Origin of the sequence: Citrobacter sp. Ce129 (assembly GCF_030334545.1) — a bacterium.
In the GTDB taxonomy this organism is placed as follows: Bacteria; Pseudomonadota; Gammaproteobacteria; order Enterobacterales; family Enterobacteriaceae; genus Citrobacter; species Citrobacter europaeus.
The window spans coordinates 64,167-84,661 of the sequence record NZ_JAOWDS010000072.1; the positions used below are offsets into that span (position 1 = coordinate 64,167).

A 20,495-nucleotide genomic window follows, 5' to 3' on the forward strand; every position below is an offset into this window, starting at 1 on the left:
CAGGTGCGAATAGTAGCAGTAGGGATTATGGTGATCTTCCTGAGCGGATGCGGCAGCATTATTAGCCGAACTATCCCAGGACAAGGGCACGGAAACCAATACTATCCTGGTGTGCAATGGGATGTACGTGACTCCGCGTGGCGTTACGTCACCATCCTCGACCTGCCATTTTCGCTGGTATTTGATACGCTGCTGCTACCGCTCGACATTCACCATGGACCTTACGAATAACTATCGCTCGTCCCATTCATCGGCTGCGGTCTGACCTTCTTCGGTATCCAGGGGAGGCTCCAGCTGGAATTCACCTTCATCCCATTCGTGAAGCGTGTTTTCTTCCTGCCACTCCTGACGAATCTCAATTTCATCGTAGTCACCATCAAAAACACTTTGCGCGGCTTCGCCACTCAGCATTGGCAGGCATTCACCATCTACATCATCCTCGTCAGCAAAGAATTCCGCCTGCCACATAATGTCACCATCCTGCAGCACGTATTTTTGGACGCTTAGCTGTTGAACGCTGGCGTCGTCTGACTCAAGGTCAGGGTTATCTGCCAGAAACACTTCCCGAGCCGCATCAATAGCCTCTTCCAGCGTGGCATAAAAATTCATGTCATTCTTTGCCATATTCCTTCTCCTAAGGCGAACAATAAAGGGTGATGATTCAATCTATAGACGGCGATTCGCAGAGCGTCAAACCCGTTGGCAGCGTGGCTAACTCAATCAGATGATCATCGCCTGCAATGTCTATGAAGCTGGATAAAAGTAATCCAGGTAGTTTATGCAAAAATTTACATTGGCAGATACTGAAGCCGGGGTAATATCAGGAAAAAAAATCAAGAAAAAATAGTAATGTATGTGGTTTGCAATGTAGTAATGAAAATCAAAAAAATAAAAGCGGACGTCATATAAGAAAACCTTTATCACCAACAGGCTTTTGCTAAGGTTTTGTGTGGATTCCTGCAGGCAGTCATGCACTGAATTTTTTATAACACTATTAAATTAAAGGAGAAAATTAATTTCACGGTCGGGAGTGTTGCATATGCAATTATTGAAAAACATTAAACCAGCAAGCATCAATGGTAATGCTAAGGTATCCTTAGTGTATGGACTTTGTTAACGCTCTGATGAGCGTTTCAAAAGCATACATAATAATAGATGATTAATACCAGATGTTATAAATCTATATAAAATCATTAATTTGGGAATGAATCAATATCATTGAACTTGTGCTGTTATAATGTTTGCAAAAATTAATGCTTTAATATATAAAATGCAAAATTAAGAATTCTCCTAAGGTTGTTATGGATAACAGTAATTCAAATAATGGAAGGTTGATGGCTTTCTATGTAATCTGTTTGGCTGGTTATATTCTAGGGGGGTTGTGTCTTACACAATTTAAATTAACAATACAGAGTGTACCGCAAACAGTATATTTAATTATAATTGTAGGGCTATTCTTTTTATACGGAATAATTTTCCTGTTTATGTTGTTCCAGTATCTTTGTAGAAAAGATCTCACCTGCTTAATGATACTAGGAATGGCATTTCTTGGGAATGATGTTTTTTTTGCTGAGACTATCTACATCGTTCAGAATTTGATTAATGACAATGTTTCGATCGAAAAAAGAACAAACGATATTGCTATATTCTATTATTTTCGACAGGTCAGTTTTATAGCATTGTTATTCATATCTTTAAAGTCTTACAAAGAAACTTCGACAGTTATTGAAACCAACGAAAGAGAACCTTGCTATATCGTTCTGGCTTTTTTAATCATGCTGGTAATCGCTGTTGTGGCGCACATTCTGGCCAGTTACAACCCTAATTTTACAATCGAGATCACAAGCCTGAAACCTGATAATGTCACGGTGCACTGGCATATTGGGTATATTTATTCACTTATTGTGTCCTGGAGTCTGGTTCTGTTGTATTTAATCATTAAAACCAGAATGAAAAATATATTGTGGAAAAGCATAGGGTTACTATGTTGCTCGGGAATATTAACCAACGTACTACTTCTGAGTCTGGATGAATACAGCATGTATATTTGGTATGTCAGCAGGGGCATTGAGGTGATAAGTACCCTGTGTATAATATCAATACTTATGTACAACACCTTCATCATCCTGAAAAAAGAAACGGATTCAGCTATTAAAGACGCAATGACGAAAATATATAACCGTAAACTGTTCTACAGGTCATTAAAATCAGCGTTAGCAAAAGGCGTAGTGAGTGTAATGGTGTTGGATATTGATAAATTTAAACGGATTAACGATACCTACGGTCATCAGGAAGGTGACAGAGTAATAATCAGTGTTGTCAATATTATCAATAAATCAATTAGGGATACGGATATTTTTGCAAGGGTAGGTGGCGAAGAATTTGCGATCCTGCTTAAGTGTAACGATAAAGATGAAGCTATTGTGATAGCGGAACGAATTAGACGGAATATTGAGAATGGTACGGCAATACCAAATGCGTATGAGTTGAAAGAAAAAATGACGATAAGTATTGGCGTATATTGTAGCAAAACTGATGATGAATCAGCGGACAAAGTCGTTTCATATGCAGATGCTGCGCTGTATGAGGCCAAAAATACTGGCAGGAATAAGGTATGTTACTATTACAATTAAGACTTAAATGAGTGTCGGGTGAAAAATATCATTCGATTCTGAGAAGATAAACACACTCAAATCATCCTGCGGCCTCAGGACTCCGGCGACGGCGCAGGCTATTCCATGAATAGAGGGCGTTAAATAGTACGACGCCCGCGGTCACACAGAAGACGGCGCGAAAACCATAGTTGGCAGATATCGCCGCCCCCATTAATGGTCCTGTTACGTTGCCGATGTCGCGAAATGACTGGTTATAACTGAAAATCCGCCCGGCGATCTGATTCGTTGAGTTATAGACCAGCAGCGTTTGTACCGCCGGGAGCAAAGCCCCATCGGCGGCACCCAATAAAAAGCGCAGAACCCCCAATTGCCAGGGCGTCTGTACGAATGACATTGGAATAAGCAACAGCACGGAGATGACCAGAGCCACAATCAGGATCTTCTCGGGGCCAATTCGATCACCGAGTTTGCCAAGCCTTGGGGCGCTTATTAACGCAGCCACACCCGGAACGGAGGCAATCATCCCGCTGATAAAAGCGATGTTACTGACGTTACCAGCCAGCTCGCGAACGTATAGCGTCAGAATGGGCGCAATAGAGCCGGTTGCTACCTGAATGATAAGCGTAGTGACAAACAGGCTCAGCACCAGTTTTGGGTTCTTTAAAGAGGTTACCACTTCGCGAATGTGCAGCATCTCTTTCTTGCTTACCGCCTGGAAACGCTCGCGGATAAAAAATAGCGTCAGGATAAAACAAACCAGCAGCACGCTGGCAGTGATGAAAAATACCGGGCGTAAACCGTACTGATCCGCGAGCAGCCCGCCGGCTAACGGTCCGAGCAGCGCGCCGCTGACGCCTCCGGTTGAGAGCGTACCCAGCGCCCAGCCGCTTTTGTTGCGCGGAACCTGGGTAGCGATCAGCGCATTAGCGTTGGGAATGAAACCGCCGAGCAGACCCAACAGGGCGCGCAGGATCAAGAACTGCCAGATATTTTGCGCCAGGCCCATCAGCAGCATCACAATAGCCATGCCCAACGCGGAACGCAGCAGCATGATTTTTCGCCCTTTGCGATCGGCAAGGCCACCCCAGAAAGGAGAGGCGATGGCGGAAAAGAGAAACGTGATACTGAAGACCAGGCCTGACCACATGTTCAGGGCGCTATGACCCGTGACGCCCAGACTCTCGACATAGAGCGGCAAAAAGGGCATAACCAGGCTAAATGCTGCGCCGGTTAAAAAACAACCCAGCCAGGCAATGGTGAGGTTGCGTTTCCAGTTTATGGGAGCATCTGAGGGTGACATAGCGTTCCGCAGTGTGACGCGCTGTTTGCGCTATCGATTGAATATAAGTAAGCAGACTAATTATGCGCCTGGTTGATAGTTGCTGCAATGCGGATAGCAGCTAAACCTAAAGCGGGCAGGGAAAGTGTTGCAGCCCTCAGGGCTGCAACAGCGATTTAATACAGGGAAGGGGAGCCTTCGGGGCGCGTCTTGAAGCGACGGTGCAGCCACATGTACTGCTCAGGAGCCATCATGATGCATTGCTCAACAATCTTATTCATCCACGCAGCCGTAGTTTCCGCGTCGTCTAACGGCGGAGAACACTCCGGAGGCAGCATAATCAATTGATACCCTTTACCGTCAGGCTTGCGGCGAGGAACAAACGGGACCAGACAGGCATTGGACATACGCGAAAGCATCCAGGTCCCGGAGGTCGTTGCGGCTTGTTCAACAGCAAAAAGCGGTACGAACACGCTGGCGCGAGGACCGTAGTCATGATCCGGCGCATACCAGACCACTTCGCCTTTTTTCAACGCTTTAATCATTCCTTTCAGGTCTTTACGGTCGAGCATTGATTTATTCGAACGCATACGGCCCCAGGTTTGTAGCCAGTCGAGCAGCGGGTTGTCGTTAGGGCGATACACACCAATACCTGGCTCCTGCAAACCAAACTGACGCGCACCCAGTTCAAGGGTCAAAAAGTGCAGACCCACCAACAAAATTCCCCGCTTTTGTGCCTGAACGTCGCGGATATGCTCCATCCCGATAACTTCCGTCCAGCGTGAAATACGCTTGTCGGACCAAAACCAGGCCATTCCGGTTTCCATCACGCCCATGCCAACGGACTCAAAGTTTTTGACGATCATCTGCTGGCGTTCCTGCTCGCTCATCTGCGGAAAGCACAGTTCCAGATTGCGGGATACAATTTTTACCCGACGTTTCATCAAACGTAACGCCAGGCGACCTAATGCGCAGCCCAACTTATAAAGAATCGGGTAGGGTAACTGCACGATTAACCAAAGGATGCCAATGCCCAGCCAGGTTAACCAATAACGTGGATGCAGTAACGCAGCCGAAAACTTGGGTAAATTCGTCATGTCTATCCTGTCTTCAAACGACCAATTCCCTGTATTGTCGCATTTTTTCGTGCATTTCAAAAATTTGTGACGGGAGAACGGTGATTAAACCAACAATTGTTGTCGTGCGTTTATATTGAAGTAAGAAATGTAGCGTAAAATGTGTGGATGTAAATTGGCGATGTTTGCTTTATGATGCCGCCGATTTCCATTTACTCCCAATTTGCAGGATACGTACACCATGCCAGTGTTACACAACCGCATTTCGAACGACGCCCTCAAAGCCAAAATGCTGGCCGAGACTGAGCCGCGCACGACGATCTCATTCTATAAATATTTCACTATTACCAATCCTCAGCACACGCGTGATGCACTGTACCAGATGTTCACCGCATTGAACGTCTTCGGGCGCGTCTATCTTGCTCATGAAGGAATCAACGCACAAATCAGCGTACCGCAAAGCAACGTCGAGACATTTCGCCAGCAGCTTTATGCGTTTGATCCCGCATTAAACGGATTGCGTCTGAATATCGCGCTGGATGATGACGGTAAATCGTTCTGGGTGCTGCGTATGAAAGTACGTGAACGCATCGTGGCGGATGGGATTGACGATCCGCAATTTGACGCCAGCAACGTGGGGGATTACCTGAAGGCGGCAGAAGTAAACGCCATGCTGGACGATCCTGACGCGGTATTCATTGATATGCGCAACCACTATGAATATGAAGTGGGCCATTTCGAGAATGCACTGGAAATCCCGGCAGACACGTTCCGCGATCAGTTACCGAAAGCGGTTGAAATGATGCAGGCGCATAAAGATAAAAAAATCGTTATGTATTGCACGGGCGGGATCCGTTGTGAGAAAGCCAGCGCCTGGATGAAACACAACGGATTTAGCAAAGTCTGGCACATCGAAGGCGGTATTATTGAATATGCCCGCAAGGCGCGTGAACAGGGACTTCCGGTGCGTTTTGTCGGTAAAAACTTCGTTTTTGACGAGCGTATGGGCGAAAGAATTTCTGAAGATGTCATTGCGCATTGCCATCAATGCGGAACGGCGTGCGACAGCCATACCAATTGCAAAAATGATGGCTGCCATCTGTTGTTTATCCAGTGCCCGGCCTGTGCGCAAAAATATAACGGCTGCTGTAGCGAGTTGTGCAGCGAAGAGAGTGAGTTGCCGGAAGAAGAGCAACGACGTCGTCGCGCTGGCCGCGAAAATGGCAACAAAATCTTTAATAAATCACGCGGTCGCCTGAATACCAAGCTGGGCATTCCGGATCCCACGCAATAAAATGATGCCGGCTGAGGGGTAAGACCTCATCCGGCAACTCATGTTTTACTTCTGCTGGACACCTTCCACTGAGATTATCAGATCCACTTCCTGTGACGCCGGACCGAGATCGGTGGTGATGTTGAAGTCCTTCAGTTTAATTTTCCCTTGTGCTTCAAAACCAGCGCGCGTACCGCCCCACGGATCGCCGCCCTGACCTATCAGCTTTGCGTCCAGCGTAACCGGCTTAGTGACGCCGTTCAGGGTCAGATTACCGGTGATATCCAGATCGTTCCCTTCTTTTTTCACGCTGGTGGAGCTAAACGTCGCCTGTGGGAATTTGGCCACGTTAAGGAAATCTGCGCTGCGCAGGTGCTTGTCGCGTTCAGCGTGATTGGTGTCAACGCTGTTGGTGTTGATGGTCACGTTGACCTTATCGGCTGCGGGATTTTTCTCATCAAAGGTAAATGTACCGTCGAAATCTTTAAAGGTGCCGTACAGCCAGCTGTAACCCAGATGCTGGATACGGAAATTAACAAAGGCATGCTGTCCTTCCTTGTCAATCTTGTAATCTGCCGCCACGGCCGAGCCAGCGGTGAATAACAAAGCGGCGAGTGTCAGTCCAGGCAGGTTTTTTTTCATTTTAAGCTCCATTGTCAGATGACGATTTTCCCAACATGCGATTGAGGGTATCGTCGTGATCGATAAAGTGATGTTTCAGGGCCATCAGTCCGTGCAGAAGCGATAAAACCACCACGGACCATGCAAGCCACAGGTGCAGGCTACCTGCGAGGTCGGCCTGAGCGCCCGCATTGGCAAGGGTCGCTGGGATGTCAAACCAACCAAATACGCTTATCGCTTTGCCATCAGCGGTGGAAATCAAATATCCACTGATGACAATAGAAAAGAGCAATGTGTATAGCGCGAGGTGACCCACTGCCGCAGCGATGCGGGTTAAACGGGAATAATTTGTCAGCGCAGGAGGTGGAGGGGAGAGCAATCGCCAGACGACGCGGATGACTAATCCCATCATAAGCAGAACGCCGATGCTTTTATGCAGTTCAGGGGCCTGGTGATACCAGCCGTCGTAGTAGCTGAGCGTGACCATCCATAAACCCAGCGCGAACATGCCATATACAACAATCGCAGTCAGCCAGTGTAATACGGCAGACACTATGCCATAGCGTTGTGGACTATTATTGAATTGCATAAGCACACCGTTAGATATTTCAGAAGTGAATGAAAATGGCGCGGAAAAGACATTAATGCAACTAATAAATAACAATGGCGCTGATATTTATTGTTAACTCAAAATAATTGATTGACTTGTGAAGTTATCATCAGGCATTTAGAGAGGAATGCGAGTATCAAGGCCTGCTTTCGGGGTTTGTAGGTTTTTTTCTTATTCAATTTAATGCAATGAAAATTCAACTAACATCAGTTTATGTCAATTAATGTCAGCGTAATGAGATCAAAAAAACATAATATATATAACATCCATAATTGCCAGTAGCGACCATAAAATAATGTAGAGCATAAAATGCTCGCGAATATTATTAACCAGATAGTGAAAGATGCGGCGCATCGATGTTATTCCTGTCATTAAAAATGGCCTCACCAACGAGGCCATCATTTATTATCGCTTAAAACGGCTTAGCCTGAAGGGGGTCAGGTCAAAGTCAGACTGTTTGTCCTGGGCGAAGTTTGCCGCAATCTCTCCCAGCACGGAGGCAAACTTAAAGCCATGTCCGCTCAACCCGGTTATGATTAGCGTGTTGTCATGCTCCGGCAGAGTATCAATAATAAAGTCTTCATCCGGTGAGTTATCATAGGTGCAGGACGCACCGTGCAGACAGCAACCAACGCCTGGCAGAATTGTGCGCAGGAATGGGAAGGCTTCAGATCCATCGCTGGCAACAGCGGCAAACGGCTTACGCTCTTCTGTAGAATGAATTACCTGTCCACCATTGTGCTTGCCAATTTTTAGCTCATCGTTTTCTGCCGGGAAACCGTAATATTGGTCGCCATTTGGCAGCTCTCCGGTGAAGGCAGGGAAGTTATTCTTGACGCTGTAACGTCCATCGGCCTGATACCATGCGAACACCTTGCGCACGGGCTGTATCGGAAGTTCGGGGACTAAAGCCTGCACCCAGGTACCGGCGCTGATCACCGCTTTTCGCGCGTGATAGTCACCGTCGGCGGTTTCTACCGTGACGCCATCATCACCGTGACGAATTGCGCTGACCGGGCATTTAAATAGCTGCGCGCAGCCTGCTTCTTCCGCCAGACGGATCCAGGTTTTAATCGCTAACTCACTGCGTAAAAAACCTGACTCGGCTTCAAACAGGCCGATATAGTTTTCAGGTACGCGAATCTCCGGCCAGCGCGCCATGATGGCTGCAGCATCCAGTTGTTCAACGTTGAGTTGCCACTGTTTTGCGCTTTGTGCCGCGGTCGCTAAGAAGGTTGAATCTGCCGGGCCGAGGTTGATTACACCAGAGCGAACAAAAATCGGTTCTTCATTTTGGGTGGACAGTTCATCCCACAATGTCTGCGCCCGCAGTACCAGAGGAACGTATTTTTCGCCTTCGCCATAAGCATGACGAATTAATCGAGTGTCGCCGTGGTGGCTGCCCTGCTGATGCGGTGGCATATGCGCATCGATCATCAGAACCTTCAGACCGGCGCGAGTGGCATAGTATCCGGCTGCGGCGCCTACCGAACCGCTGCCAATAATAATTAAGTCGTATTTCATCCGCTTCTCTCTGCAATCGCGATAGTATACCTTAAATAATTCGAGTTGCAGGACAAAACGGCCCGGCCGTTTTGAACAGCGCTCGCGCTGGCCCCGAAGGGGTGAGGCCGTAAGGCCGAATCACGCGGCAACGCAGCGAATCCCTGGGAGCGTACATTAGTACGTGACCAGGGTGAGCGAGGAAAGCCAACGCACATGCAACTTGAAGTATGACAGGTATAGCAGGGTAAATAACTGACCCGGAATATTCAACCTGGAAATAAGAAAGGCACCGATAAGGTGCCTTTTGATGGTTGGAGGTATCAGGTTTAATGTCGCTGATACTCATTTACCTGGTAATCGCCGGATTCAATTTTGGCGATTCCTGCTTCTAATATCGAAATAAATTGCCTGGCAACATCAGTGGTTAACCAGAGCGTTTGCCCAACTTCAGTCCCATCCGGATCTGGACGATTCGGGGTCTGGTAGTGCAAACGCAGCATCAGCGCATCATAGCTATCAACGGTGCTGATGTCCCATCCTACAAGCGGATGAGTCTGAATGACTTCATTATTCTTTTCCATCATGCCCCCTAATTCGTGTTACTAGACAACGGTTTTCGAGGTTCAATGCGTTTTTTTCTGAAGCAACTTCAGTATATCAATAAATAAGGGTATTCATTGGAAATTTAAAGAGGGGAGCGCATAAATTTTTTGTTTTCAGCGTTATCTGAGTAAGAAACCAACATGTTATTCATTTTTTTTTAGCATGTTGCACAATTATTTTGGTGTTGTGGTTAAAAGATAACCAGGGATTGATTATTAAAATATAAGTTCGCCAGCAGGAATGCGCTATTGATTTAAAGATGGCGTGTATAAAAAAGCCGGGGCGACCCGGCAAACAAACATCACTGCATATCATTATTTATTCATTGATGAACCAGTCATCCGCGCTTTCCCACGTCTCCTGGAGGATCTCGCTGATACGTTCTTTGTCTTCTTTGCTCGCACCAATAACCGACAGATTGTTTGCGCCAGCATAACGCACGGATACGTTACCTTCGTTATCCGGAAAATGGTGCTGAATACGGCGGGAGAGTTCACCTGCCAGCGCGTCAATTGCGCCGGCGGGTAGTGGTGAAGTTTTAGCAATAGTGACTTCAATACGCATAGTAGCCCCCTGTGGAATATGCTGTTTATTTATACAGTTAATCACCTCAGTTGGCTACACTTATTTTAATTTTTTACTGACCAGCGTACCGTTTCGCCACCCAGGAAAGGCACCAGCGTATCATCGTCCAGTGCAATGCTCTCCGGGACCTGATGCTCCACGCGCTCCAGCTCAATAAAGGTCTCATTCACTGGCAAACCATAGAACCGTGGGCCATTGAGTGAGCTGAAGGCTTCGAAATACGCCAACGCATTCATCTCTTCAAACACGGTGGCATAGCTGCCCAGCGCGGTCGGCGCATTAAAGCAGCCCGCACAGCCACAGCTAGACTCCTTACGATGACGCGCATGCGGCGCAGAGTCGGTACCAAGGAAGGCGCGGTTAAACCCGCTGGCAACCAGCTCTCGCAGCGCCTGTTGATGGACGTTACGTTTGAGGATCGGCAGGCAGTACAGGTGAGGGCGAATCCCACCGACCAGCATGTGGTTGCGGTTAAACATCAGGTGCTGTGGCGTAATGGTCGCAGCCAAAAGCTCGTTACCGTCGCGCACGTAGTCGGCAGCATCTTTAGTCGTAATATGCTCGAACACCACCTTCAGCGCAGTTAAACGCTGACGCAGTGGTTCCATCACCGTTTCAATAAAGCGTGCTTCACGATCGAAAATATCGATATCCGCATGCGTCACTTCTCCGTGCACCAGCAGCGGCATACCCAATTTTTCCATCCTTTCCAGTACCGGCATGATGGCGTCAATCGAGGTTACGCCATGCGTCGAGTTGGTGGTGGCATTGGCCGGATAAAGCTTTGCAGCGGTGAAAACGCCTTCGTTAAATCCATGTTCCAGTTCGTTGGGATCCAGCGTATCCGTTAAGTAGCAGGTCATTAATGGCGTGAAGTCGTGTCCGGCAGGTACCGCGTCAAGAATTCGCTGGCGATAAGCGATAGCCGCGTCAACCGTGGTGACGGGCGGAGCCAGATTCGGCATGACAATGGCGCGGCCATACACTTCACTGGTATAGGGCACGACAGTTTTTAACATGTCGCCATCGCGAAAGTGAAGATGCCAGTCGTCTGGGCGGCGGATCTTTAAAACCTGGGATGGTGCAGTCATCAATATGCTCCGGCTGAGGATAGTCTTTTTTGCCGGAAACAAAGGATAAGCGGAAACGTTTTCGTTTGCACGAAAAAAAGCGCGCTGTCTGTAAGCGTCACCAGCAGTATCACATTGCCAACGCGCCAAATGTTTAATCGTTAATTAAGACTTAATTTTTTTATTTCAGTGTGTAATTATATATATTGATATAATCAATCATAAAACAAATGATTTTTATTAATCTATTTTATTTCTGGATGTTTAAATAAAAATGTTATGGCACAGGAGGTGCAATGAAGATTTTTCGTCCGCTATGGACAAAAGGGATCCTCCTTTCTCCCCAGTATTTTCAACAGCAAACGTTGCTTAATTCCCGTGATGACCAGGGTATAGCCCAAATGAGCGTTATGCATCCGTGGGGGGTATGGCGTGCAGAATTTGATTCACAAGTACTGACACAAGGGCAACTGAAACCCCTTTGCCTGAACTTACGATTTCAGGACGGTACTCAGATAGATACTGAGCAGATGGATGCCCTACCTCCAACGTTAACGTTGACGGGGGAGACAAACGAAGCCACAGTGCTGTTGGCCCTTCCTCAGTTTTATTCGAATGACCGTAATTGCCTGCAACCGGAAGACATTGCTGAATATCCGGTGCGTTACCGCCAGGTGTGGCGCGATGTACGCAACCAGTTTGATGATGACATAAAGCCGATGGCGGTGATGCAACATGAACTCACGCTACGGCTTTCAACTCAGGATAATGCCAATTACCTCACCTGCCCGGTGGCTCGGATATTAAAAGACGTACAAGGTAACTATGTCCTTGATGGGACGTTCATCCCTCCGCTGCTGGCGATGCACGGTAATCACGGGTTGTGCGACAAGACAGAGATGTTATTGACGCAACTGCGTGCTCGCATTATCCGTTTGATGGCAATGCGTCGGGAAAGTAATGAGCGGATGGCGGATTTTGCTGTAGCAGACGTCTCGTTATTTTGGCTGCTCAATGCGCTAAATACCGCCGAACCCGTCCTGGGGATGTACCAGCGTTTCCCACAGGTGCATCCGGAACGCGTGTATCAGGAGTTGGCGCGGCTGGCGGGGGCGCTGCTGACGTTCTCGCTGGAACATGAGATTGGCGTTATCCCGCTGTATCAGCACGATGATTTAAGCAACACGTTTTTGCCGTTGTTCAGGTTGTTGAACAGATTGTTGGAAACCAGCCTGCCATCACGGGTCATCGCCATTGATATGGAACGCGATCTTCGTCTGCATCAATGGATCGCCCGACTACACGATCCCCGTCTGCGTGAAGGTGCTGACTTTTGGTTGTCGGTGCGTTCATCCCTGCCAGCTGCGCAGCTTTATAACCAGTTCCCACAATTATGCAAGGCGGGGAGCCCGGACGATGTAAACCAGGTTGTGAATATTGCGCTAAATGGCATCCCGCTGAAAGCGCAAACTCACGTCCCGGCGGCGATTCCCCTGCGCCTGGAAAATCAGTATTTCTCCCTCGATCTCAATCATCCGTCGGCCCAGCGAATGCTGGACTCTGGCATCTGCGTATTTTATGTACCGGGCACGTTGGGTGAACTCGAGCTTGAGCTGTTTGCGGTGTTGCGCACATGACCTTCAACGTCGATGAATGTCTGGCCGATATTTGGCTTCAGACCGTGAGATTACGGCAGGGGGAGCAGTTTGCTACCGGGGAAGGGCGGCGGTTGTGGCAGATGTGCGCGGATAATGTGACGTGTGTGCGAGAGGTGACGCGTACGGCGGGGTTAACCGAGGAAAACATTCTGCACATCACCTATGCCTGTTGTGCACTGTTGGATGAGGCGGTGAAAAGTCGCGAGGTACAGGATGATGCCAGTCTGGTGTGGTATCAGTCCCCGCTCCAGACGCACTACTTCAACACCCTCGACGCCGGAGAAGCGTTGTATGAGCGGATGCGTGGTGTTCTGCGCGAGCCGGCACCGGAACCAACGGTGCTTATCTGTTTCCATCGGGTATTGATGTTGGGATTTCTCGGTGGACTGAGTCCGGACGCACCAACACGGACAGCGTTACTCAATGAACTGACATCGCATATTCCCGCTTTTCAGTTTCAGGAATCACAGCCGGTACTTAATACCTTACCTGCGCGAAGCTCGCTGGGTTTATGGCTGCGTGACGTCCGAATTCGGCTGATGTTGGGCCTGTTTGCGGTGGGACTACTCTGGTGGGGGCTGGACTGCTGGCTTGACTCACTACTGGTCAGTTTCGCCGCATAACACAGGCGAATGGCAACGTTGGGCTTCGCCAATTTCATGTGTTGATCAGTAGGGACATTCAACGCGGTTACTGAGAACGGGGAAGTATTACCTTAATGGGCATAGGGTTACGGCCATGGGCGGTAGCGTGCCCGAACGCCAGGAGGGCACAAAATGTTGTTTGATCACAACCATAACAAACTGACTATTCGTGGGCTGGACGTGGAACCAGACGTTCTGGCTTTCAAAGGACATGAATATCTCAGCCAGCCTTTTCGGTATGACATTCAGTTCACCAGCACTAATCATGGTATTACGCCGGAAACAGTATTGATGCAGGACGCTTCGTTCAGCTTGTGCGCACCGCCGGAACAGGGGATGGCGGTGATGACTCCGCAGCGCACATTGCATGGGGTGATTACCGCATTTAAGTGTCTGTCTGCCTCACGTGACGAAACGCATTACGAGGTGCGACTGGAACCCCGTCTGGCGCTACTTTCCCGCAGTCATCAGAGCGCGATTTTCCAGGATATGTCCGTCTCGCAGATTACGGAAAAAATCCTGCGTGAACGTCATGGTCTGCGCGGTCAGGATTTTGTTTTTAAGCTGAATAATGAGTACCCACGTCGCGAACAGGTGATGCAGTACGGCGAGAATGACCTGACGTTTCTGTCACGGTTGCTGGCGGAGACCGGGATCTGGTTCCGTTTCGCGGCAGATTCACGGCTGAAAATTGAGGTGATAGAGTTTTACGACGATCAGCAGGGATATGAACAGGGAATCACTCTACCGCTGCGCCACCCGTCCGGTATGTACGACGGCACAGTTGAAGCCGCATGGGCGCTGAATTCGTCGTATTCGGTGGTTGAAAACACGGTTACCACCCGAGACTACAACTACCGTGACGCCCAAAGGGACATGGACAGCGCGATGGATGTCACTGCGGGCGACAAAACTACCCGTGGTGAAGCGTATCATTACGCAGATAATTTTCGTGAGGCCGGTAGCCCGCAGACTATTGAGAGCGGGGGATTTTATGCCCGTATCCGCCACGAACGCTATCTGAACGGGCAGACGCGACTGGGGGGCACCAGCAACAGCGTAACGTTAATGCCTGGCCAGGCGCTGAAGGTGACCGGCGGTGAGGCTCCAGATATGTTTGCCCACGGCGTGGTCATCACCGCGATTCATACCCGTGCCGCTCGCGACCGTAGCTATACGCTGGAGTTTGAGGCAATACCCTGTTCTGAACGTTACTGTTTTCGCGCACCTTCGCCGGAGAAACCTGTGATGGCGGGCACTTTGCCTGCACGGGTGACCAGTACCCAGCCAGGCGATCTCTACGGGCATATCGATAAAGACGGACGCTATCGGGTCAATTTACTCTTTGACCGCGATACATGGCCCGCCGGGTACGAAAGTCTGTGGGTGCGTCAGGCCAGACAGTATGCTGGAGATACCTATGGTTTTCATCTGCCACTGCTGGCCGGCACGGAAGTGGCTATTGCGTTTGAAAATGGCGATCCGGACCGGCCATATATCGCCCATGCACTGCATGACTCCGCCCATCCTGACCATGTCACCATCCGCAACAATAAACGCAATGTCCTGCGTACCCCTACGAACAACAAATTCCGCCTCGATGACACCCGTGGGCAGGAGCATATCAAGCTCTCGACGGAGTACGGCGGAAAGAGCCAGCTAAATCTGGGTCATATCGTGGACAGCGGCAAGCAGAAACGGGGGGAAGGGTTTGAGCTGCGCACGGACAAATGGGGGACGATACGCGGTGGACAAGGGCTGTTTATCAGTGCCGATATGCAGGCAAAGGCGCAGGACCTACAGCTTGAAATGAAAGCGGCGCTGGAAACCCTGCAACAGGCGCAAGGACTGGCGCAATCGCTGAGCGAGGCGGTGAAAACGGCCAACGCAGAGCTGGCACAAGTAGCAGCGCAAAAAAGTCTGATGGAAGGGTCGCTAAAAGATTTACAACAAGCGGCTTTGCTGTTGAGCGCACCTGCGGGTATTGCACAGGTATCTCCGGAAAGTATTCAAATTAGTACGGGTAATAATTTTATTCAGACCTCGGCTGAAAACAGTGATTTCAGCGTGTTCAAAAAGTTTACCGTCGCTGCCGGGGAGGTTATCAGTCTGTTTGCTAAAACGTTGGGGATTAAGATTTTTGCCAACAAAGGCAAGGTTGAGATACAGGCGCAAGATGACAACATGGAGCTTACTGCCATGAAAGATATGAAAATACAAAGTAAGGACGGGGAGGTTTATATCTCGACGGCGAAAAAAATTACATTAGCATGCGATAAAACGGCACTCATTATTGAACGTTCAGGCGTGACCATTAAGACATTGGGTGATGTGAATGTGAAAAGCGCTACGTTTAATCGTCAGATCCCACAGCCGTATAATTATACGCCCCCGGAACTTCCTCCCGGTGCGACCTGCAAGGAGCGGACGTAATCGTGAGCAACTATAAACAGTTTCAATCGGATGATATATGTAGCGATTTTAACGGGCGGTACCAAAATGAATATCGCTATTTACTGGTCGATCCGTTAAAAAATGTCACTTTTTTAAATGATTTATGCCTAAGTAATTTAAAGGAAATATATGGCGCTGAAAACGTCAAACCCGTACTACGTCCTGATCTTCGCTACTCTCCGGAATCTTGTCCACATTTGATATTACTGGCCGCACCCGGAGAGGTGTGTTCAACCGCAGTGATTAATGAAGTTGTAAGATATGGAACCTATGAGCGGAAATATAATAAGCGCTATATTTGTGGGCTATTGAGCAGCGCTTGTGGGCTTCAGGTGTTGTCGCAAAAGATCGCAGATAATTGCCGAGCTCTTGGTGACCAGATAACTACAGGTTATTCATTACCCTTTTTTGAGCCATTGCGTATGGAGCTTTTGTATCTAACGCAGTTATCTCCTGTGATTGAAGAGGTTCTTTGGCCAATTTCAACCTGGTGGTATATAGCCTATACGGGAAAACTCAACGGCCTGAACAGCATCGAAGCAACGACAGCAGGTAAACTGACGTGGGGAATGCAGGAAGGCCAACTGAATATCAGGGATATATGGCGCATATTATATGCCTGGGATAATGGGAAAACGATCCTACCGGATAACGCAGTTTATCTGGCTGCACAAGCCTGGAAAGAAGTCGGTAAAATAGGATTGCATCAGTTGCGTGATAAAACTTATCTCGCACTAAATGCACTCAATTTTCCCGTTGATATAACCCGTCATTCAACCATTGCGTCTCTTCTGCAACAGGCGAGAGAAAATCCCTCGCTACTGTTGACGCAGTTACTTCAGACATTACCCGATTCAGTCTGGCTGGAACTGGAACAGCAAAGCACCGTTCAATAAGGAATGTTTATTTATGTCGCTTAAGGATCAATCTCAAGATAATGCCGCAGCAGCAGATCAGTCTGCCCAGATCCCGTCAGATTGTAAGGTGTGTCAACGAGAAGGCATTCCGGTTCTTCCCCTGCGGATTGCTGTTGTACCCAACGGGATGGTCTCTTCTGGTTGGCAACCTAACATTCAGCCACAACCTGCACCCTCGCTGAAAGGAGGGGAATATAAATATGCCTTAAGAACGTTGCGCATGGGATATCTGTACGTACTTTTAAAGCCTAAAGAAAGCAATGGCGATAAAAAAACATGGCAGGGTTATGAAGTTACAACAGAAGGCGCATTGCGGCAATTTGAAGCCACTCTGATGCCTGAATGTGATGCGGTAGAATCGCTTTGCAGCGCCTGTCGCACGCAAGGGCATTGCAATGCGGGAAGTTTTATCAATTTTGATACCAAAAAATACAGCGAAGCGTGGCTGGCATTTAGCAGCGATCCCTGGAGCGATGACGTTTTAAGTCAGTATGAGAAAGAACCGTCCGAAGAACGCTTTACGCATATTATTCTGGATAGTCTGCAAAGCGCGCCGTCTGCTGAAAAAGGCGAATTTGCGATCGATAGCGCGTTGTCATCATTGAAAGAGAAGGTGGCTGAATATGCAACCTTACTTTATCCCTGGCTGGAGAAGATTAATGAACCCGAGGGAGGAATGCATGGATTTTACTCACGCCAGGATGAGTCCACCTCATTTGGCGATTATGTTGATCGCATTACGCAGCAATACCAGTGTCCGCCGGTGGCAATTACCCTCACAGATAGTGTGGGGATTATTCAGGAGTTAAAAGCAGGGCAACTGCAGTTGGTGAACGCCATGGAAGATTATATTAGCCAACCAGAAACCATGCACAAACATATCATCGCCCTGGCAATTGAAAACTATCTGGCGGGGTCGGAAGAGAGTATTAAGCAAAACAGCAAAACCCGCTGTGTGTATACCTCTTCCCCGTATCCTGCTGCTAACAGTGTGGAATGTATTGATAAAGACGAGGTTGGCCGCCAGACGTGGGATGAATACTTTACGCGTTTACAGCAAAGTTATGATGAAAAAGGGCGAGCCGATTTTGCAAAAACCTATAAGGAAAAGGTGGAGTCCCTTCAACAGCGCATTGACAATGTGGGTAAAGATTTAGCTCTCTGGTATGTCGCGCCTCTCTGGAAATATGTTATCGATAATGACTATTCAAAACAGCAGGATCTGCTCGAATGGTATCGCCAGTTCACGACGGTCACCACCTGCCTGCAGGGAGGGGCAATTGATGATAGTACCCGTGAGGTGTGGTGTACATGGTTCGGCGACACTAACAGTCCTGTATATAAAGGACTGCTAGGATATAGCACTGATGATTACAGCAGCATCTACAGCGGACTAAGCGGCTATTCTTATTTGAAAGTTATTGTTGGTGCGGATGAAATCGGTAATACGCTAAAAAGCGACAGAATCCAGGCGATGTTTAACACCCGTATTCTGGCGATGAATGGCGCGTTTAGTCGGGGAATTGACAAACTGGATGATGTGACCCGACACGGGGTCATACGCATGCTTCAGGGGGCTGGGTATGTCGCCACGGGGCAAACGGTGACGCTTTTTTCCTTATCGATGACCATAAGAGAGTTCCAGCAGTTTTATCAGGAATATGGCACGCGCCTGGGCATGGAGGTTGCCAAAAATTCATCCCCGTTTAGTGGCACGATTCGTCAGGGAGGCGTGACAAGCACGCGTTCAGCCGTAGGATATTTGTTGGCGATAACGGACAACGAGTTGCTGGGCCAGCGGATTAATATACAACTCAGCAGTATGGTTGCTTTAGAAAACCTTTTTAAACCGCTGCGTAAGTCCGGAGTGAGTCCTTCATCAGTAACAAAAGCGCCGATTAATCACCAATCACATGTCGGCAATTTTGCCAGTGAACTCCGTATATCGTCACTTTCATTGCTGGATAAAACCGAGTCCTCTCTGCGCACGGTGGATGCGGCGCAATGGGAAAATATTCGCAGCAACATCATCAGTGAACGAACCGGGCGATTGGTGAGCGGCAATGCTATAGGTATGGTGCTGTCTACGGCCATGCTGGCATTCCAGACTTACGATCTCTGGGAAAATAACCGAGCACTTCAGTTTACCGACGGTAAATTTAAGCAGTTAACGAACTATCTGATGATCGCCAGCGCGGCAACGGAAATCGCCGGTTTTGGACGAATGTTAACGAAAAAAGGCCTCTGGCAAGTGTTGGGTAAGGATGTCCATACACTGATTAAAGCGGGCGGTGTTCTGGCTGGAGTTGCTTCGGTAGTGGATGGGATAAGGATGATGTTTTCTGCTTGGGATGCTTATATTCATGGGGATAATGAGGCTATATATTTTTATTTGGCAGGTGGTTTTTCAACGATTGTTGGCGGTGCTATTGCCGGTTATTATGCTTATTTCGGCGTTTTTACTCTTTTTGGCCCCGCCGGACTGGCATTAGCATTAATTTTTTTAGGCGCTGCATTGGCTTTTCGGGGCGATCAGTTACGCAGTACGCCGATTGAAATCTGGCTGCGGCGTTGCTGCTTTGGTCTTCGTCGCGAAGCAGATGATATTCCCTGGCAGGCTACGAGTCTGGAGGATTTAAACAGCGCCTTAGCCGATTATAACGCAATTATCTCCGGTATGCGGGTTCAGGTCGCCTTTAGCACAGTCTCTTCTATTCCTGGTGGTGGTGGAACCTACCGACAAATTGAGTCCAATATTACGTTCCCCGGTTATAATAGTGAATTATCTGCCTATGAATATCAACTGCAGGCATTTGCTGCTGATGGTAATGCACTATCAGTGACGTCAGAATCGCATGAAATGTTCCCAGGTCAGGATGATAAATATCATAATGAAGCCGAGTATTTTTTTAAAGGTTATATTGAACATGAAACGGATGAAGATAACAGTTTTCTGATTATTAAAAATGGCGGATGGGTTTCATCGTTTTCATACAATAGGGCAGTGTTAACGGTGAGCTACTGGAAAAATAAATATAACGTTGAGGATGTGCTTTCATTAACACTTAATGTAAAAGGATGAATATAATCACATGGCTAAAAAACCAGGCAATAAAGTAAAGCGTCGCGCATCACTTTCCGCCTCTGACAATAAAAAAAAGAAACAGCATACAGCAAACGTTGAAACGCAACGCCCCAAAAACCCTTTTTATCGCCGTTCCGTACTGATCCCGCAGGCGGAAAGATGGCAGGAGGATCTGCCGGTTCAGTGGCTGGAGCATGATGTTGAACCCAATGCTATCTGGCTGAATGAAAAGAATGATATCTGGCTGGAAATTCCCCGTTATGAGAATCAGATCTCATGGGGCGGCGGCGATATTTTTGCCTTTCTTCTAGTGCCATTTATACTTTATTCTCTAATTTGTCCTTTTATTTTTGGTATGGATGTTATTATTTTCTTAATAACATTTCCCGCTTTTGTCTTTTTTCTCTCTTTATTTAAACTATTGATCAGAATGACCTATCACACGCCCCGCGGTACGCCCGTGCGCCTAAACCGTAAGCGGCAGAAAGTCTATATTTAC

The 20,495-nt window shown here is 48.1% G+C and carries 19 protein-coding genes; 9 read left to right on the forward strand and 10 right to left on the reverse strand.

The genetic code is table 11. From position 1 onward, the window contains the following. Window positions 1-3 precede the first annotated feature (3 nt). Window positions 4-231, forward strand: a complete 228-nt coding sequence (locus tag OGV77_RS19230; protein WP_047413529.1) for a YceK/YidQ family lipoprotein — start codon at window positions 4-6, stop codon at window positions 229-231. Here OGV77_RS19230 and OGV77_RS19235 read toward each other — a convergent pair whose 3' ends face one another. Then, entirely contained in the window at window positions 232-609 is a 378-nt protein-coding gene (locus tag OGV77_RS19235; protein ID WP_043017882.1) for a MysB family protein, read from the reverse strand. It lies immediately after the preceding gene. Window positions 610-1,334: 725 nt separating this feature from the next. On the opposite strand from OGV77_RS19235, the gene OGV77_RS19240 reads away from it, so the two are divergent. Beyond that, window positions 1,335-2,633 (forward strand): sensor domain-containing diguanylate cyclase, encoded by a 1,299-nt coding sequence (locus tag OGV77_RS19240; protein ID WP_231130608.1) that lies wholly within the window; start codon window positions 1,335-1,337, stop codon window positions 2,631-2,633. Between the two features lie 61 nt (window positions 2,634-2,694). Here OGV77_RS19240 and mdtG read toward each other — a convergent pair whose 3' ends face one another. Then, window positions 2,695-3,915 carry a multidrug efflux MFS transporter MdtG gene (mdtG, locus tag OGV77_RS19245; protein WP_087050872.1) on the reverse strand — a complete coding sequence of 407 codons (1,221 nt, stop codon included), beginning with the start codon at window positions 3,913-3,915 and terminating at the stop codon, window positions 2,695-2,697. Between the two features lie 155 nt (window positions 3,916-4,070). Next, on the reverse strand, window positions 4,071-4,991 hold the full coding sequence (locus OGV77_RS19250; protein WP_043015886.1) for a Kdo(2)-lipid IV(A) acyltransferase: 921 nt from the start codon (window positions 4,989-4,991) through the stop codon (window positions 4,071-4,073). 220 nt (window positions 4,992-5,211) lie between these two features. On the opposite strand from OGV77_RS19250, the gene trhO reads away from it, so the two are divergent. Further along, the gene (gene trhO / locus OGV77_RS19255; protein ID WP_087050871.1) at window positions 5,212-6,264 is read left to right on the forward strand and encodes an oxygen-dependent tRNA uridine(34) hydroxylase TrhO; all 1,053 of its coding nucleotides are present in this window, start codon (window positions 5,212-5,214) and stop codon (window positions 6,262-6,264) included. A 45-nt stretch (window positions 6,265-6,309) separates the two neighbouring features. On the opposite strand, the gene OGV77_RS19260 is transcribed toward trhO, so the two are convergent. The 7 genes from OGV77_RS19260 to pyrC form a co-directional block, all read right to left on the reverse strand. Further along, the gene (locus tag OGV77_RS19260; protein ID WP_043015888.1) at window positions 6,310-6,885 is read right to left on the reverse strand and encodes a YceI family protein; all 576 of its coding nucleotides are present in this window, start codon (window positions 6,883-6,885) and stop codon (window positions 6,310-6,312) included. A gap of 1 nt (window position 6,886) precedes the next feature. Beyond that, on the reverse strand, window positions 6,887-7,453 hold the full coding sequence (locus tag OGV77_RS19265; protein WP_043015889.1) for a cytochrome b: 567 nt from the start codon (window positions 7,451-7,453) through the stop codon (window positions 6,887-6,889). 261 nt (window positions 7,454-7,714) lie between these two features. Next, a complete protein-coding gene (locus OGV77_RS19270) occupies window positions 7,715-7,828 on the reverse strand; it encodes a YceO family protein (protein WP_003846814.1) in 114 nt (37 codons plus the stop codon). 51 nt (window positions 7,829-7,879) lie between these two features. Further along, window positions 7,880-8,998, reverse strand: a complete 1,119-nt coding sequence (gene solA / locus OGV77_RS19275) for an N-methyl-L-tryptophan oxidase (protein ID WP_087050870.1) — start codon at window positions 8,996-8,998, stop codon at window positions 7,880-7,882. 308 nt (window positions 8,999-9,306) lie between these two features. Further along, window positions 9,307-9,561: a biofilm formation regulator BssS gene (gene bssS, locus OGV77_RS19280; protein WP_003036154.1), complete on the reverse strand. Its 255-nt coding sequence runs from the start codon at window positions 9,559-9,561 to the stop codon at window positions 9,307-9,309. A gap of 340 nt (window positions 9,562-9,901) precedes the next feature. Further along, a complete protein-coding gene (dinI, locus tag OGV77_RS19285; protein ID WP_043015891.1) occupies window positions 9,902-10,147 on the reverse strand; it encodes a DNA damage-inducible protein I in 246 nt (81 codons plus the stop codon). A gap of 65 nt (window positions 10,148-10,212) precedes the next feature. Further along, window positions 10,213-11,259 (reverse strand): dihydroorotase, encoded by a 1,047-nt coding sequence (gene pyrC, locus OGV77_RS19290; protein ID WP_087050869.1) that lies wholly within the window; start codon window positions 11,257-11,259, stop codon window positions 10,213-10,215. Window positions 11,260-11,534: 275 nt separating this feature from the next. Here pyrC and tssK point away from each other — a divergent pair, with 275 nt between their 5' ends. The 6 genes from tssK to OGV77_RS19320 all read left to right on the forward strand — a co-directional run. Beyond that, window positions 11,535-12,875, forward strand: a complete 1,341-nt coding sequence (gene tssK / locus OGV77_RS19295) for a type VI secretion system baseplate subunit TssK (protein ID WP_087050868.1) — start codon at window positions 11,535-11,537, stop codon at window positions 12,873-12,875. Continuing rightward, window positions 12,872-13,519, forward strand: a complete 648-nt coding sequence (tssL, locus tag OGV77_RS19300) for a type VI secretion system protein TssL, short form (protein ID WP_043015894.1) — start codon at window positions 12,872-12,874, stop codon at window positions 13,517-13,519. The genes tssK and tssL overlap by 4 nt, the downstream gene beginning before the upstream one ends. A gap of 153 nt (window positions 13,520-13,672) precedes the next feature. Continuing rightward, on the forward strand, window positions 13,673-15,973 hold the full coding sequence (locus tag OGV77_RS19305; protein ID WP_043015895.1) for a type VI secretion system Vgr family protein: 2,301 nt from the start codon (window positions 13,673-13,675) through the stop codon (window positions 15,971-15,973). A 2-nt stretch (window positions 15,974-15,975) separates the two neighbouring features. After that, window positions 15,976-16,890, forward strand: coding sequence for a hypothetical protein (locus OGV77_RS19310; protein WP_087050867.1), 915 nt, complete (start codon window positions 15,976-15,978; stop codon window positions 16,888-16,890). Between the two features lie 13 nt (window positions 16,891-16,903). Beyond that, the gene (locus tag OGV77_RS19315; RefSeq protein WP_141110898.1) at window positions 16,904-19,993 is read left to right on the forward strand and encodes a T6SS effector BTH_I2691 family protein; all 3,090 of its coding nucleotides are present in this window, start codon (window positions 16,904-16,906) and stop codon (window positions 19,991-19,993) included. A gap of 10 nt (window positions 19,994-20,003) precedes the next feature. Beyond that, window positions 20,004-20,495, forward strand: a 492-nt coding sequence (locus OGV77_RS19320) for a DUF6708 domain-containing protein (protein ID WP_353655824.1), incomplete at its 3' end; no start/stop codon positions are given.